Raw genomic sequence first — 13,179 nt, forward strand, 5'->3', positions numbered from 1 at the left:
AAATGGTAAGCTTCTCTGACCAAATTAGTCAGCGAATCTGACCAATGTCAAGAATGGGGACAGGAACGACGATGGTGCGGGAAGTGAGCCGGCGATGGTGACGGAAAGCGAGCTCAACACGGGCGTGCTCCTGTTCCTGCCTTACCGGGCCCTGGAGAACCGCGTCTTCGCCGCGCTCGCCGAGGCCGGTTTCGACGATTTCACGCCCGCCCAGGCCCGGGTCATGCAGCGCATCGGACCTCACGGCACTCGCCTCACCGAACTCGCCGAACAGGCCCAGATCACCAAACAGACCGCGGGCTTCCTCGTCGACCAGCTGGAGAAGGCGGGCTACGTCACGCGCGTACCCGATCCGACCGACAAGCGGGCCCGCCTGGTGCGCGGCGCGGAGAAGGCCAGGGCGGCCAAGGAGGTCGCCGACGCGGTGGTCGCCGAGGTGGAGAAGGAGTGGGAGCAGCACATCGGCAAGCGGCGGATGAAGCAGCTGCGCGAGGCACTGACTCTGCTGAGGCAGATCACCGACCCCTGGGAGTAGCCGTTGAGTGGGTATGCCTGCGGCGGCGGACCCTCACCTCGGTGGTCTTCGCGGCCAGGATCACTCCAGGCCGTTGCGGTCGACTGCCGCTCTGATCCGGCCCAGCCACTCCCTGCCCAGCCGGCGCCCGTTCGGGAACTGGTCGCCTCGGTCCCAGCGCCACGTTGTGATCATCGCCAGCACCAGGAGCCGGCACTCGCGCAGCACGTCCTGATCGACTCCCGGATAGTGCTCGCCGACCTCTTCGGGCGCATGGGCGAGGTCGAATTCGACGGGCCCGCGGCAACACGTCTCAAGGTCTATGAACAGCAGCCCGTTCTCGGTGGTGAGCAGATTGCCCGGGTGCGGCTCGCCGTGCAGCAGCTGCTCGGCGCCGCAGCGCTCGCCGATCACTCGTCTCAGGCTTCTCAGCGTGTCGCCGAGCAGCTCCCGGTCCACGTCGGCGAGCGCCGGAGTGCGGTCGCGGTTCGCCACCAGCTGTTGAGCCTGCTCGACTCGATCCGTGAAGTGCGGTGTCGGGACGTCGAGCTCGCGCATGCCGGCGTGCAGCAGCTCGAGCGCATGGGCGTAGTCGGCTGGTGAGACCTCGCGAGATGTCACGGGCTCGTAGTAGGTCCACAGCGTGACCACGAAGCCGTCACGCTCATGGACGCCTGGCTCCACTCGGGGATCGAGAGCAGCCACAGGGCACCCGGATTCGGCGAGCCGCTGAGCAAGCTCCACTTCGAACCGCGCGACCTGATCCGCTTCAGGTGCCACCCGGGCCAGGACGTCACAAGGCAGCAGCCGCAGAGTGAGTTTGTTCGAGTCATGAAGAACGACCGCGTCGTCGGCTGTCAGGCCAAGTGATGAGGCGGTCGACATGGCCGCGGCCACCGCACGCGGGACTTCCGACGCCTGCATCGTCGCCTGGCCTCTCTCCCTGAGCGCTGCGCTGCCCTGACTCTCCAAGCGGTGAACTCGCGGCACCTTACCAAGGGTCGGCGATCTCCCCGGGTGGAACGTGGGGGTGGGCTGCGAGGCGGCGGGCTTCGGCCGTGACCTCGGCATCGACCTGGTCCACGGTTCCGTTGTCGTATTCGAGGACGTCGTACTCGTCGTCGAGTTCGGCGAGCCGCTCGGTGAGGGGCAGTTCGTGTCCGAAGCGCTGGTGCGTACGGGAGGTGAGCTCCCGGGGTGTCAGCTCGCCGGCGAGCATGCGGCGTGCGAGCGCTCGGGCGGCGTGCTCTCGGCCGGCATCGCTGGTGGCCGGGTAGAAGGTGAGGCCGAGTTCGTCGAGCGCTTCGGGAAGCAACTCGTGGACGTCGTAGTCCGCTTCGGCGCGCGTGCAGGCGGCGAGGGTCCGAAGGCCGGGGGTGTCGAGTCCGGCGACGAGCGCATCACAGGCGGCATGGACGACATCGAACGCACGGATCTCTCCCACGCTCCAGAGGGCGGCATGGTCCTGTAGAGCGATTGCTGCCGCTTCGGTCGACGTCACGCGCCCATGATTCCCTCCACGGTGCGTCCCGGTCGACCGGGTTTCACCCCGGCCCTCCGAGAGAGGGCCGGGGTACCGGGGCCGAGCCCCGGACGTCCTTGATCGCACGACTCCCGAGTGGGTCAGGCCGCCCAGACACCGGACTTGGCTGCGGTCCCCGCGAAGTCGAAGATGAAACGAGTGCCGTCCCTCACGTCGGTGGCGACCACGGTCCACTGGCCTGCCGGTGCGGTCTTGAAGGAAGGCTGGCACTGGGAGCCGCCCGAGGACGGGTAGAAGCAGACGGCGATCTGAGTGGTCTGGTTGGGCTTGATGTTGATGTCCGCGCAATTGCTCGTCGTGGTGAGCCGGCCGGTCCCGTTGGCCGGGTACCAGCGGTCGCCCGCCGGCTTGGAGTACGACTTCGCGCTGCCGTAGCAGGACGTGGCCGCGGCCTGCGCGGTCGGCGCGAGCATCAGGCTGCCGCCGATGGCGGCGATCGAGAACGCGCCTGCGGCGATACGCGTGACTGCCTTCACGAATTCCCCCTCAACTGACGGACCGGCACTCCTGTGCCGGTCCTGCAAGGTGGCTCCTGTGTGTTTCCGGTCGACGGAGCCGCAGAAACGATGCTGCCCATCCACCGGTGCACCAGTAAGGCGCCTTCAGGCCATTGGGCGACATCTGGCGTTCGGCGGTTTGTACGCTGTACCCCCGCCTCGTGCCCCTGGCGACCCGGGGAATGCGGAAGCACGTCAGGTGGACGGGCCCCCTCGGGTCCTCGCGACTTCCCCACCGAGCATCGGATTCCATTGCGCGCCACGAACCCCATCCAGCGGTGGCGGGCCGTGAATGCGCCCCACCTCGCCGAACACCCCGCGGCGGTCGTGGCGTGAGCACCTTCGCGGCCCAGGCCATCAGCACTCGGCGACTGGACCTGCTGCCGCTTCGCGTCGAGCACGCCGGGGAGATGGCCGGGGTGCTGTCCGATCCGGCGCTGCACGCCTTCATCGGCGGCGCTCCGGACACCCCGCAAGCTCTGCGCTCGCGCTACCGGCGCATGACCGCGGGCTCTCCCGATCCGGCCGCCTCCTGGCTGAACTGGGTGATCAGCCTCCGTGAGGAGGCATGCCTGACGGGAACGGTCCAGGCGACGATCAGACACTCCGGCCACGGCTCCCACGCCGAGATCGCCTGGGTGACGGGAACTCCGTGGCAGGGAAGAGGCATCGCCACCGAAGCCGCCCGAGGACTCGTCGGCTGGCTCAGCCGGCAGCCGGTGCGGACCGTCATCGCCCATATCCACCCCGACCACCAGGCATCCGCCGCTGTCGCCACCGCCGCCGGGCTCACACCCACCGACGAATGGCACGAAGGCGAGATTCGATGGCACCGGAGCATCAGGTGATGACCGCACCGCACCACGGGTCTTGACCATCACTGCCCCAGGTGGCCGGGGCGTCGAAGACGGAGTTGGCAGCTTGGGGCAACAGCGATCCGCACAGTCGTGCGACGTGATCACTCGATGGTGAGTTGCCGCTCTCTCGCGCCCGGTTCGCCCCGATGCTCGGAAGGACGGCGCGTGACCGGCGCCGCCCGGATGCGTGTGGGTGGGGGAGCATGACACGAGAAGCGGGACGTCGGGACGGGTTGGACCGGCAGGCGGTGCTGCTGGTGGCTGGGCTTGCCGATCTGGCGGTGAGCACGCTGGGTTCCGCCGTGGGGTCGGTGCGGGGGCTGTTGCGTCGCTCGGACACCGCGGAGCTGGCGGCGGAGGCCGAGAGCGAGCTGCTGGCGCGTGGGCGCCTGGTGCTGGACCGGTACACGGCCGTGCCCCCGGCCCATCTGGAGATCCTCGCCCGGCACGCCCTGGACCGGAAGGCCGCCGATGGCGTCTGACCGGTGGGAGCCGGCCGCGTTCAAGACCCGCGTCGACGAGGTGCTGCACCGGTTCGTCGCGCAGGAGGCCGACCGGTTCGCGGCGATCGATCCGCTCCTGGGCCCGGTGGCCGAGCAGCTGGAGATGGCCGTCGCGGACGGTAAACGGCTGCGGGCCGCGTTCTGCTACTGGGGCTGGCGCGCGGTAGGGCAGCCGGACAGCGACGCGCTGGTTCGGGCCGCGGCCTCGATGGAGCTGGTGCACGCCGCCGCGGTCGTGCACGACGACCTCATCGACGACAGCTCCTTGCGGCACGGACGGGCCACGGTCCACGTCGCCCTGCGTGGCGCCGTGCGGCGGCGTCCGCGCGCCGACGCCGCCGCGAGGTCGCTGGCCATGCTGGTGGGCGACCTGCTGATGTCGATGGCCGGGCAACTGTTCACCACCAGCGGTCTGCCTGCCGCATACCTGGCCCGGGCTCGCCCTTTGTGGTCGGTCATGGCCCGCGAGCTCGTCGCCGGCGAGTGCCTGGACATTCTGAGCACCGGAGCCGGTCCGGACACGACAGCGTCGCTGAAGGTGGTCCGCTACAAGACCGCCAAGTACACCGTTGAGCAGCCCCTGCTGATCGGCGGCGCCCTGGCGGGCGCGGGCGGGCGGCTTCGCGAGGGCTACTCCGCGTACGGGCTGCCGCTGGGCGAGGCGTTCCAGCTGCGGGACGACCTGCTCGGCCTGTTCGGAGACCCGGAACGCACCGGCAAGGCCAACGCCGACGACGTGTGCGGCAACCGGCCCACGGCCCTGCTGGCGGAGACCTGGCGCCTCGCTGACGACGCCGACCGCGAACGGCTGCGCGCCCTGCTCGGCCGGCGCCGCCTGGACGCGGAGGAGCTGGACGCGGTGCGCGAGGTGATGCGCGGGCTGAAGGCACCCGACCGCATCGAGGGCATGATCAGCGCACGCGTGGAGCAGGCGCTCGGTGCCCTGCACGAACTGGACGCACCGGCACCTGCCACCAGCGCCCTGACCGCACTGGCGCACTCCGCGGCGAACCGCCCGTCCTGAGCCTTCGCACCCCCGAGTGGGTGCGGACCCGCGCCGTGTCCGGCCGCCGGCCCTCCGCCGGCCGTCGATGGTCCGACAAGACAAGGAGCCCCGCCGTGACCTACACCGAGGCGTCGATGGACGCCCTGCGGCACGCTGGTGACGAGCTCGCCGACGCCACCGTCGCCGCCCTCTTCGAGCGCGGCCAGGTGGGCACGTTCAACACCCTGATGCGCTACGTCTCCACCGCCGGCGCTCCCCTGCCGGACGGGCTGCCCGATGTCGCCCGCGAGTACCTGGAGGCCACGGCCGCTCCGCCCTCCTGGGTCGACTGGGCGGAGATGGAAAAGGCCCGGCTGTTCTTCATCGACAACAACGTGCACATCTCCACCGCGCTGTCGTTCGCCTCCATGCCCGCCTGCTACGTCGTCCCGCACGTGGCGAAGCTGTTGTCGGCCACCCACGGACTGAAGTACCCGTCCAAACGGATGGCGGAGACGGGTCAGTTCACCGTCTACCTGATGCAGCCCGACGCCTTCGAGGCCGGCAGCCGCTTCATCCCCGCCGCCCAGAAGGTGCGCCTCCTGCACGCCTCCATCCGCCACCATCTCAAGCGGGAGAACCGGTGGGACACCACCGCGCTGGGCACGCCGATCTGCCAGGAGGACATGATCGGCGGGCAGATGTTCTTCTCGCTACTCGTCCTGGACAGCCTGCACCGCCTCGGCATCCACATGTCGCAGGAAGGCGCCGAAGCCTACTACTACGCCTGGCGCGTGGTCGGTGCCATGCTCGGCGTCGACCAGCACGCCGTCCCCGAGACCCTGGAGGAGGCCCGTACCTTCCTCGACCTGTACATGATCCGGCACATGGGGCCATCCGAGGAGGGCGCGCACCTGACCCGGCAGCTCATCGACCTCTACGAAGACGTGGTGCCCGGCACCTTCTTCGACCCGATCGTCTCCGCTCTCATCCGCCACCTCGTCGGCGACACCTGCGCCGACTGGCTCGACGTGCCGCAGACCCGGTGGGACACCGTCGTCAAGGCCGTGCCCCACCTCCTCGGCATTCTCGAAACCATCGAAGACCGCTCCCCGTTCGGCGCCTGGGCCCTGGACCGCCTCGGCCACCTCACCACCGTCCTGGAGCTGTCCTCCCTGACCCGAGGACGCGTCATGCACTACGCCATTCCCGAGCAGCTCAAGAAGGACTACGGCATCTCCAGCACGGCACCCCGCAGCCACCGATGGACGCCACCGGCCGCCACGGTTTCCTGACCGCCGCTCCGCCACTGTCCCGCGCCTACAGGGGGCAGTTGTTCGCGAGGGTCACGGGGTTCGTCCCGGCGGGCAGGGCGACCGTGCGGGAGACGGGCGGCCGTCGGCCGGACCCGAGCCAGGCCTCCAGCGCCGTGAAGGCCGTACGGTGGCACGGCGTCAGCGGACGGAGCCGGTCCGGGTACGTGTCGGCCAGGGCGTCGGTGTGGGTGCCGCCCTCGATGCGGTAGTAACGGTGCAGGTGGCCGCGGCCGGTCCGGCGCACCATCCGGGCATAGACGTCGGAGTCCTGGCTGATCGGCAGCAGGACGTCCAGGGTGCCGTGCAGGGTGATCAGCGGCTTGCCGATCCGCCCGGTCAGTCCGATCTTCTTCACGGCCCCTCTGACCTCGGCGGGACGGGACGCGTAGTCGTAGTCGGCGTCACAGGCCGGTGTACCCGTCGCGCAGAAGGGCGTGCCCGCCTCGGTCGGCCCGTCGAAGCCGGGGTCCAGTTCCTCGCGGTAGACGCGCTGGGTCAGGTCCCAGTAGACCTTGTGGTGGTACGGCCAGAGGAACTCGGACCCGGCCGGGAATCCGGCGGCGTGCAGGGCTCGGCGCGCCTTGCCGGCTCCCTCGCCCCCGGCTGCGTACACGGGGTAGGTGCGCAGTGCCTCGGGCAGGAAGTCCAGCAGGGTGGGGCCGTCGGAGCGCCACAGGGTGCCCTCCCAGTCGACTCCCCCGTCGTAGAGCTCGGGGTGGTTCTCCAGCTGCCAGCGCACCAGGTATCCGCCGTTGGACATGCCGGTCACCAGAGTGCGTGACGGAGGCCGGTCGTAACGCCGGGCGACCGTCGCCCGGGCGGCTCGGGTGAGCTGGGTGAGACGGTCGTTCCACTCGGCGACGGCGTCTCCCGGCGTCCTGCCGTCCCGGTAGAAGGCGAGGCCGGTGTTGCCCTTGTCGGTGGCGGCGTAGGCGTAGCCGCGGGACAGCACCCAGTCGGCGACGGCCCGGTCGTTGGCGTACTGCTCGCGGTTGCCGGGGGTGCCCGCGACCACCAGACCGCCGTTCCACCGGTCGGGCAGGCGGACGACGAACTGGGCGTCGTGCCCCCAGCCGTGGTTGGTGTTGGTGGTGGACGTGTCGGGGAAGTAGCCGTCGATCTGGATGCCGGGGACCCCGCTGGGGACGGCCAGGTCCTTCGGCGTCAGCCCTGCCCAGTCGGCCGGGTCGGTGTGCCCCGAGGCGATCGTGCCGGCCGTGGTCAACTCGTCCAGGCAGGCGGCCTGCTGGTGCTGGGCCCCCGGTACACGCACCTCGGTCAGGCGTGCGCAGTGGCCGCCCGGGATCGCCGGTGCCGCCGTGACGGGCGCTTGGGTGAGCGTGAGGGCGGCCACGGCGAGGACCGCTGGGGCGCTTCGCCGCCAGGAGCGCGGCAGGGGACGGACGGTGGGGCGCATGGTGTGCCTCCGCGACGGCGTACAAGGACGCGCTGGAAGCTACGACGCCCGTTCGCCGCGGCATATGGGCCCGGGGACCACCATCGGCCGCTTGGCGGTGGCTGCCGACACCACCCGGTCGGCTGGGCCGGGAGAGGCCTCGTCCGGTGGTTCCGGCCTTACCGATCCCTCACGAACGGGGCCATGTAGCGCCGTCACACAGCTCGTCGCCAAGCGTGGCCGTCCCACCCATGCCGACGCCGGCGAGCGCGCCCCGATGATGCTCGCCACGCCGGTCTCCGGATCCCCCGTCCGGCATCGGCGACACGAAGCATCCCTCCCCCACATCAGGAGGCATTCGTCATGGGACAGTCGCACCCTCCGTTCCGCCGCACGAGAAGCCGCCGCATCCTCGGAGGCATCCGCCGCTGGGTCACCGCCGCCGCGGGGGCTCTGGCCCTCACCGGCGGCCTGATCGCCGCGAGCCCCCCGGCATCCGCCGCGGGTCTGACCCAGGTCACCGGCTTCGGCACCAACCCCGGCAACCTGTCCATGTACGCCTACGCGCCCGAAGCGCTGCCGGCCGGTGCCCCGCTCGTGATCGCCCTGCACGGCTGCACGCAGAGCGCGAGTGACTACTACGCGCACTCCGGCTGGCCGAAGTTCGCCGACACCTACGGTTTCGCCCTGGTCTTCCCCCAGACGAGCAGCGCCAACAACGCCAACTCCTGCTTCAACTGGTTCGAACCGGGCGACAGTGCGCGCGGTCAGGGCGAGGCGCTGTCGATCAAGCAGATGGTCGACAGAGCCGTCTCCCTGTACGGCAGCGACACCCGGCGGGTCCACATCACCGGCCTGTCCGCCGGCGGCGCCATGACCGCGAACATGCTCGCCGCCTACCCGGACGTCTTCGCGGGCGGCGCCATCGCCTCCGGACTGCCCGCGCGGTGCGCGAACGGCGTGGCCGCGGCGTACACCTGTATGTACAGCCCGCCCGACAGGAGCCCGGCCCAATGGGGGGACCTGGTGCGCTCCGCCGCTCCGGCCGGCACGACCTCCTGGCCGCGCGTCGCGATCTGGCAGGGCACCGCCGACACCACCGTCAAGCCCGCCAACGCCGCCGAGTTGCGCGACCAGTGGACGAACGTCTGGGGCATCGGCCAGACGCCTTCCCGCACCGAGAGCCTCGGCGCGGGCACCACACGGAGCGTCTACGACGACGCCTCCGGCAGGCCCGCCGTCGAGGTCTACTCCGTCTCCGGGATGGGGCACGGGCTGGCCGTCGACCCGGGCAGCGGCCCCGAACAGTGCGGCAGTACGGGCACCTACTACCTCGACACCGTCTGCTCCGGCTACCACACCGCCCGCTTCTGGGGGCTCGACGACGGCGGCACCGGCTCCCTGCCCGCGCCCACGGGGCTGACGGTCACCGGGACCACCGACACCACCGTCTCCCTGAACTGGAAGGCGGTCGACGGGGCGACCTCGTACATCGTCTATCGCGGCGGTACGAAGGTGGGCACTACGACGTCGACCTCTTACACCGACACCGGCCTGGCGACGGGCACGACGTACACCTACACCGCGGCGGCCGTGGACACAGCGGGCGCGGCAGGCGTCGTCTCCTCACCCGCGACCGCGACCACCACCGGGTTCACACCCACGTGCCACACGGCCGGCAACTACGACCACACGGTCGCCGGACGCGCCTACCAGAGCGGCGGTCACACCTACGCCAAGGGCTCCGGTCAGGCGATGGGGCTGTGGAACACCTTCACCATCCGCACCCTCAAGCAGACCGCGCCCGCCTACTACGTGATCGCCGACTCCGGCTGCCCGGCCTGAGCCCGCCTGCCTCGAACTCGTCGGGTCAGAGACTGCGGTTGATCTTCTCTTCCCGCAGCAGTTTCTCCAGTTCCTCGTCCGAGAGCGGGTGAAGCGTGTCCAGGAGACGACGCAGCCCGGGTTCGCCGAGGGTCTGGCTGGTCACCTCGACCTCCGCCTTCCGGTGACGGCGGACGAGGGTGACGGCGTGATCGCCACTGGGGAGGTCGCGGACCATGCGCATCTCACCGCGCGCGTCCACCGCGCAGGTCACGCCCTTCTCCCGGAGGTCGGGGCACCGTGGGGTGGGTGTGAGCGGCGAGCGCACCGTGAGCGCCGCGTAGGAGAAGACGTCCTCCCGGACACCGCGGTACTCGACGCTGAAGGAGGCGGGGCCGGCCTCGGCACGGGACAGTTGCATCCCGGGCGGCGTAGCGCCCAGGTACAGCAGTTCCGCGTGCTCCCGGTACCGCACGACCTCCGCTTCGCGCTGGCGCTGCTCCGCCTGCGCCGGCCCGACGAAACCTCCGTAGACCACCCCGGCCGCCAGCACGGTCACCGCGCCCACCCGCACCCAGCGGTTCGGCACGAAGAACGCCGCGGCCACGGCGTACGGCACCCCCGTCAGCGCGATACGGGTCCTGGCGCCGCCCAGGTCGACGTCCCCACCGTAGGCGGCCACACCCGCCAGGACGCCCAGCGTGCCGAGGACGAAGACCGACGCCGCCCAGCCGAGCCGCTGGGGCACGGAGCCGCACAGCGGCACCACGGTCCGCACCGGTGTGGCCGTCGCGGCCAGCAGACCCACCGTCAGCGGCACGCCCAGCAAGAACACCGGCGCCGTCGCTCCTTCCCCGCCGCCCCAGGCCGCCATCACCAGCCCGAAGCCGAGCACCGGCACCGCGGCCGCCATCATCACCCAGACCAGGAGGAGGTGCAGGGCCGTCAGCGCCCGTCTGCCACTCGTCATGCCGGGGATCTTGTCAGCCAGGCCCCGGGCGCACATGAGTACTTGTACTCAGTCCCGGACCGAGCGGCCCGGCCGCTCGGTCCGGGACGATCTCAAGGGCATCCAGGTGGTGCCGCACGCGTCAGTCCACGATCACCTCGGCACGCGCCGCCGGGGCCCGCCCGACCCGTAGGTCGCCGAAGTTCCCCTCGACCTCCGCCTTTTCCGCCGCGTTCGGATACGGGTTCGTGCACGCGGTGCCCGCGCTGGAACCGGACATCAGGCTCGAGCACGGCCCGGGCTTGCGATCGGGCAGCCCCAGGATGTGGCCGAGCTCGTGGGCGGAGATACGCACCGTGTTGTAGCCCTGGTCCACGGCCTGACGCCCGATGTAGACGGTTCCGTTGCCCAGGGTCGTGGGCAGGGCGCGCGGCCAGCCGTTGTCCGCCAGTACCCGTATGTTCGCGCGTTGCCCGGCCGCGGCCGGGCGCAGCTCGACGGCGTCGACACTCTCGTTCCAGATCGCCGCGCCCCGGTCGACGGCGCTTCTGAACTCCGCGGAGCCGCCGGCGTCGTAGGTGAGGACACGGGGGGCCAGGGGGGCGGCAGCCGTTTGCGGGGCGGCAGCCGCGGCCTGGACGCCCGTCAGGGACAAGGACACCAGACAGGCAGCGGCCAGGCCGCCGCTCAGCATGCGGACGTGCATGATCGACCTCCTTGTGGGGGAAGGACAGTCGTGCAGTCGTGCTCATGACATTCTCTGGGGCCATTCCCCAACCGCGGAGGATATGAATCCGTCATTCCTCAGGTATTCCGAGGGACTCCGGACTGAACGCAGGGGCCATGCCTGCCTGTCGCCGCTTCCCGGTATCCGGTCAGGCGCTGGCGTGGCGACGCCAGGCCGTCCTCCGCGGAGCGGCATGGTGCACGGGCTCACCCGAACGGGCGGCCTGCTGACGCCACAGCCACAGGGACGTCATGGACAGCAGGGCGGCGAAGACCACCAGGAGGACGACCGATACCCACATCTGCCGGCTTCCAGGCTCGTCCCATCCCGCCGATGCGGCCACAGCACCCCACAAGACCGAACCCCCGGCGTAGAAGGTTCGCATCCTGCGCAGCTGCCGCAGGGCTCGGACGGACTCAGCGTGATCGTTTTCCGGTGCCATGCCGACGCAGGTACCCCGATACGCGGACTCCATCACCGGGGCCTCCAACCGGAGATGTTGATGGTCGAGAATCCAGGTCGGATCACCCGGCGTCTTGTACAGAAGGGGCAGCTTGATGAAGCGAGGACGTACCGAGAACGGACTGCGCTGGATAGCCGACGCCTACGGCACCAGCTTCACGCTCACACTCAGCGAGGGGCTCTCGCCGTACGAGCTGCTGCGCGGCATCGGCGCCGAGGAGCACCACCTCGTCCCGCTTTCCCGCTCCGCGGCGTACGAGCTGCTCCTCCGGAGCGAGGATGACCACATCAGTGACCTGGACTTTCTGGACTGGGAGGACGAAGCGGCGGTCACCCGGCTGACGCGCGCGGGCTTTCTGCCTGCTCCGCCGGACGTCATCGTCAGGGCCGGCTCGGTCGCGGGTTGGGCGTACGCGCTGGAGGAATTCAGCTCCTACACGGGGAACCACCTTGCCGCGCTGTCCGAGCGGGGACGGGCCTTTTGCGTGCATCGCAACGCGAAGGGCTTCAGCAGCGTCGACTACGCAGTCCACGGCGAGACGGTGACATCTTTCGAGCCTGGTCTGCCGCATCTTACGAACGGGATACCGGCCGAAGAGGCGCTCGGCTTTGTTCCTGGCGACGACGAGGTGGCTGATGTGGCGTTCCTTCAATTCCTGGAGCGCGACCTCGACATCTGCCTCCCTTGGGAGGAGACCGAGGCGGAGCTACCCGCAGCCGCGTTCGCCTGACGCCGTTCGCGATCAGCACCGTGTCCCGGCGGAACCGCTCGCGCTGCCGCGCTGACGCGTGCGTGGACGGTCAGTCCGGCGACCGCATCCCAGCAAGCCGTTCCAGGTCGCCGATATCCCTGCTGGTCAGCGTCCGTTCCATCATTCCGGCGTCCCGTAGTGGGCGCCTTCTGTGGCAGGCGGGACGGATCGGCGAACAAGCTGTGGTCGTCCAAGCAGTCCGCTGGGCAACCCACTTCCGCACCATGGAGATCTTGATGCGTTCGCGCTTTGCCGCCCGCCCCGCCCGCCTCGCCCTCGCCGCAGTCGCGGCGGTGGCCCTCACTGCCACAGCGACCGCCACCGCCGCTGCCGACAGCCGGAGTGACACCGCGCGGGCCTGTGGAACCAACGACCTGGACTTCAGGGTCAGTTCCGAGACGCAGGCCGGTGGATACCTCCTCGTCACCGCCAAGGCGAAGTCCGGTGTCACCTGCTCCCTGAAGGGCGTCCTCCCTTCCGCCTCCTTCGGCTCCTCCATCGACACCGAGGTGTCGCCGGCCGAGCAGGGCGTCAGCGAGAGCATCACCCTGTCCGGCTCCACCGCCGCCTATGCCGGCATCAGCCCCAAGACCACCGGCGGCAACCAGGGCAGGCAGTTCGACCAGCTCCACCTCTCCGTCGCAGGCGACGAAGCCGACTCCGTCACCCTCGACCTCCCCGAGGCCGTCACGGTCGACAAGCCCGTCGCCACCAACTGGCACGCCGATCCGGCCGACGCGGTGCCCTTCGCCGGATGACATCCGTGCCCATCGTCTCCACCGGGACCGGTGACGGCAGGGTCACCTGCCCGCCGGCCGGCGCTCTCCGCCCCCTGTCCCGGTGACAGGCGGCAG

At 70.3% G+C, this 13,179-nt stretch carries 15 protein-coding genes; 8 read left to right on the plus strand and 7 right to left on the minus strand.

Features of this window, described 5'->3' with window-relative positions:
* Window positions 1-94: 94 nt before the first annotated feature.
* Window positions 95-535, plus strand: a complete 441-nt coding sequence (locus tag ABFX81_RS31550; protein ID WP_086854338.1) for a MarR family transcriptional regulator — start codon at window positions 95-97, stop codon at window positions 533-535.
* Window positions 536-595: 60 nt separating this feature from the next.
* Here the strand turns inward: ABFX81_RS31550 and ABFX81_RS31555 are convergent, their stop codons facing one another.
* The 3 genes from ABFX81_RS31555 to ABFX81_RS31565 form a co-directional block, all read right to left on the minus strand.
* A complete protein-coding gene (locus tag ABFX81_RS31555) occupies window positions 596-1,438 on the minus strand; it encodes a phosphotransferase (RefSeq protein ID WP_086854349.1) in 843 nt (280 codons plus the stop codon).
* A gap of 67 nt (window positions 1,439-1,505) precedes the next feature.
* Window positions 1,506-2,015 (minus strand): hypothetical protein, encoded by a 510-nt coding sequence (locus ABFX81_RS31560; protein ID WP_086854339.1) that lies wholly within the window; start codon window positions 2,013-2,015, stop codon window positions 1,506-1,508.
* A 122-nt stretch (window positions 2,016-2,137) separates the two neighbouring features.
* Window positions 2,138-2,533 carry a hypothetical protein gene (locus ABFX81_RS31565; protein WP_086854340.1) on the minus strand — a complete coding sequence of 132 codons (396 nt, stop codon included), beginning with the start codon at window positions 2,531-2,533 and terminating at the stop codon, window positions 2,138-2,140.
* 353 nt (window positions 2,534-2,886) lie between these two features.
* Between ABFX81_RS31565 and ABFX81_RS31570 the strand changes: the two genes are divergently transcribed.
* From ABFX81_RS31570 to ABFX81_RS31585, 4 genes are all read left to right on the plus strand, one after another.
* Complete coding sequence (locus ABFX81_RS31570; RefSeq protein ID WP_086854341.1) at window positions 2,887-3,402, plus strand: GNAT family N-acetyltransferase; 516 nt, start codon at window positions 2,887-2,889, stop codon at window positions 3,400-3,402.
* 212 nt (window positions 3,403-3,614) lie between these two features.
* Window positions 3,615-3,893 carry a polyprenyl synthetase gene (locus ABFX81_RS31575; protein WP_086854342.1) on the plus strand — a complete coding sequence of 93 codons (279 nt, stop codon included), beginning with the start codon at window positions 3,615-3,617 and terminating at the stop codon, window positions 3,891-3,893.
* A complete protein-coding gene (locus ABFX81_RS31580; protein WP_086854343.1) occupies window positions 3,883-4,938 on the plus strand; it encodes a polyprenyl synthetase family protein in 1,056 nt (351 codons plus the stop codon). The genes ABFX81_RS31575 and ABFX81_RS31580 overlap by 11 nt, the downstream gene beginning before the upstream one ends.
* A gap of 95 nt (window positions 4,939-5,033) precedes the next feature.
* Entirely contained in the window at window positions 5,034-6,194 is a 1,161-nt protein-coding gene (locus tag ABFX81_RS31585; RefSeq protein ID WP_086854344.1) for an oxygenase MpaB family protein, read from the plus strand.
* A gap of 25 nt (window positions 6,195-6,219) precedes the next feature.
* Here ABFX81_RS31585 and ABFX81_RS31590 read toward each other — a convergent pair whose 3' ends face one another.
* Window positions 6,220-7,632: a tannase/feruloyl esterase family alpha/beta hydrolase gene (locus ABFX81_RS31590; protein WP_086854345.1), complete on the minus strand. Its 1,413-nt coding sequence runs from the start codon at window positions 7,630-7,632 to the stop codon at window positions 6,220-6,222.
* Window positions 7,633-7,974: 342 nt separating this feature from the next.
* Here ABFX81_RS31590 and ABFX81_RS31595 point away from each other — a divergent pair, with 342 nt between their 5' ends.
* Window positions 7,975-9,456, plus strand: coding sequence for an extracellular catalytic domain type 1 short-chain-length polyhydroxyalkanoate depolymerase (locus ABFX81_RS31595; RefSeq protein WP_086854346.1), 1,482 nt, complete (start codon window positions 7,975-7,977; stop codon window positions 9,454-9,456).
* A gap of 25 nt (window positions 9,457-9,481) precedes the next feature.
* On the opposite strand, the gene ABFX81_RS31600 is transcribed toward ABFX81_RS31595, so the two are convergent.
* The 3 genes from ABFX81_RS31600 to ABFX81_RS31610 all read right to left on the minus strand — a co-directional run bounded on the left by ABFX81_RS31600 (window position 9,482) and on the right by ABFX81_RS31610 (window position 11,412).
* Window positions 9,482-10,405 carry a spermidine synthase family protein gene (locus ABFX81_RS31600; protein ID WP_086854350.1) on the minus strand — a complete coding sequence of 308 codons (924 nt, stop codon included), beginning with the start codon at window positions 10,403-10,405 and terminating at the stop codon, window positions 9,482-9,484.
* Between the two features lie 121 nt (window positions 10,406-10,526).
* Complete coding sequence (locus tag ABFX81_RS31605) at window positions 10,527-11,090, minus strand: snapalysin family zinc-dependent metalloprotease (RefSeq protein WP_086854347.1); 564 nt, start codon at window positions 11,088-11,090, stop codon at window positions 10,527-10,529.
* Between the two features lie 169 nt (window positions 11,091-11,259).
* A complete protein-coding gene (locus ABFX81_RS31610) occupies window positions 11,260-11,412 on the minus strand; it encodes a hypothetical protein (RefSeq protein WP_346138998.1) in 153 nt (50 codons plus the stop codon).
* A 256-nt stretch (window positions 11,413-11,668) separates the two neighbouring features.
* On the opposite strand from ABFX81_RS31610, the gene ABFX81_RS31615 reads away from it, so the two are divergent.
* On the plus strand, window positions 11,669-12,304 hold the full coding sequence (locus ABFX81_RS31615; protein WP_086854348.1) for a DUF6461 domain-containing protein: 636 nt from the start codon (window positions 11,669-11,671) through the stop codon (window positions 12,302-12,304).
* A 257-nt stretch (window positions 12,305-12,561) separates the two neighbouring features.
* Window positions 12,562-13,083 carry a DUF4232 domain-containing protein gene (locus ABFX81_RS31620; RefSeq protein WP_346139000.1) on the plus strand — a complete coding sequence of 174 codons (522 nt, stop codon included), beginning with the start codon at window positions 12,562-12,564 and terminating at the stop codon, window positions 13,081-13,083.
* Window positions 13,084-13,179: the final 96 nt, after the last annotated feature.

The sequence above is a fragment of the Streptomyces coeruleofuscus genome (assembly GCF_039532725.1).
GTDB lineage: Bacteria > Actinomycetota > Actinomycetes > Streptomycetales > Streptomycetaceae > Streptomyces > Streptomyces coeruleofuscus.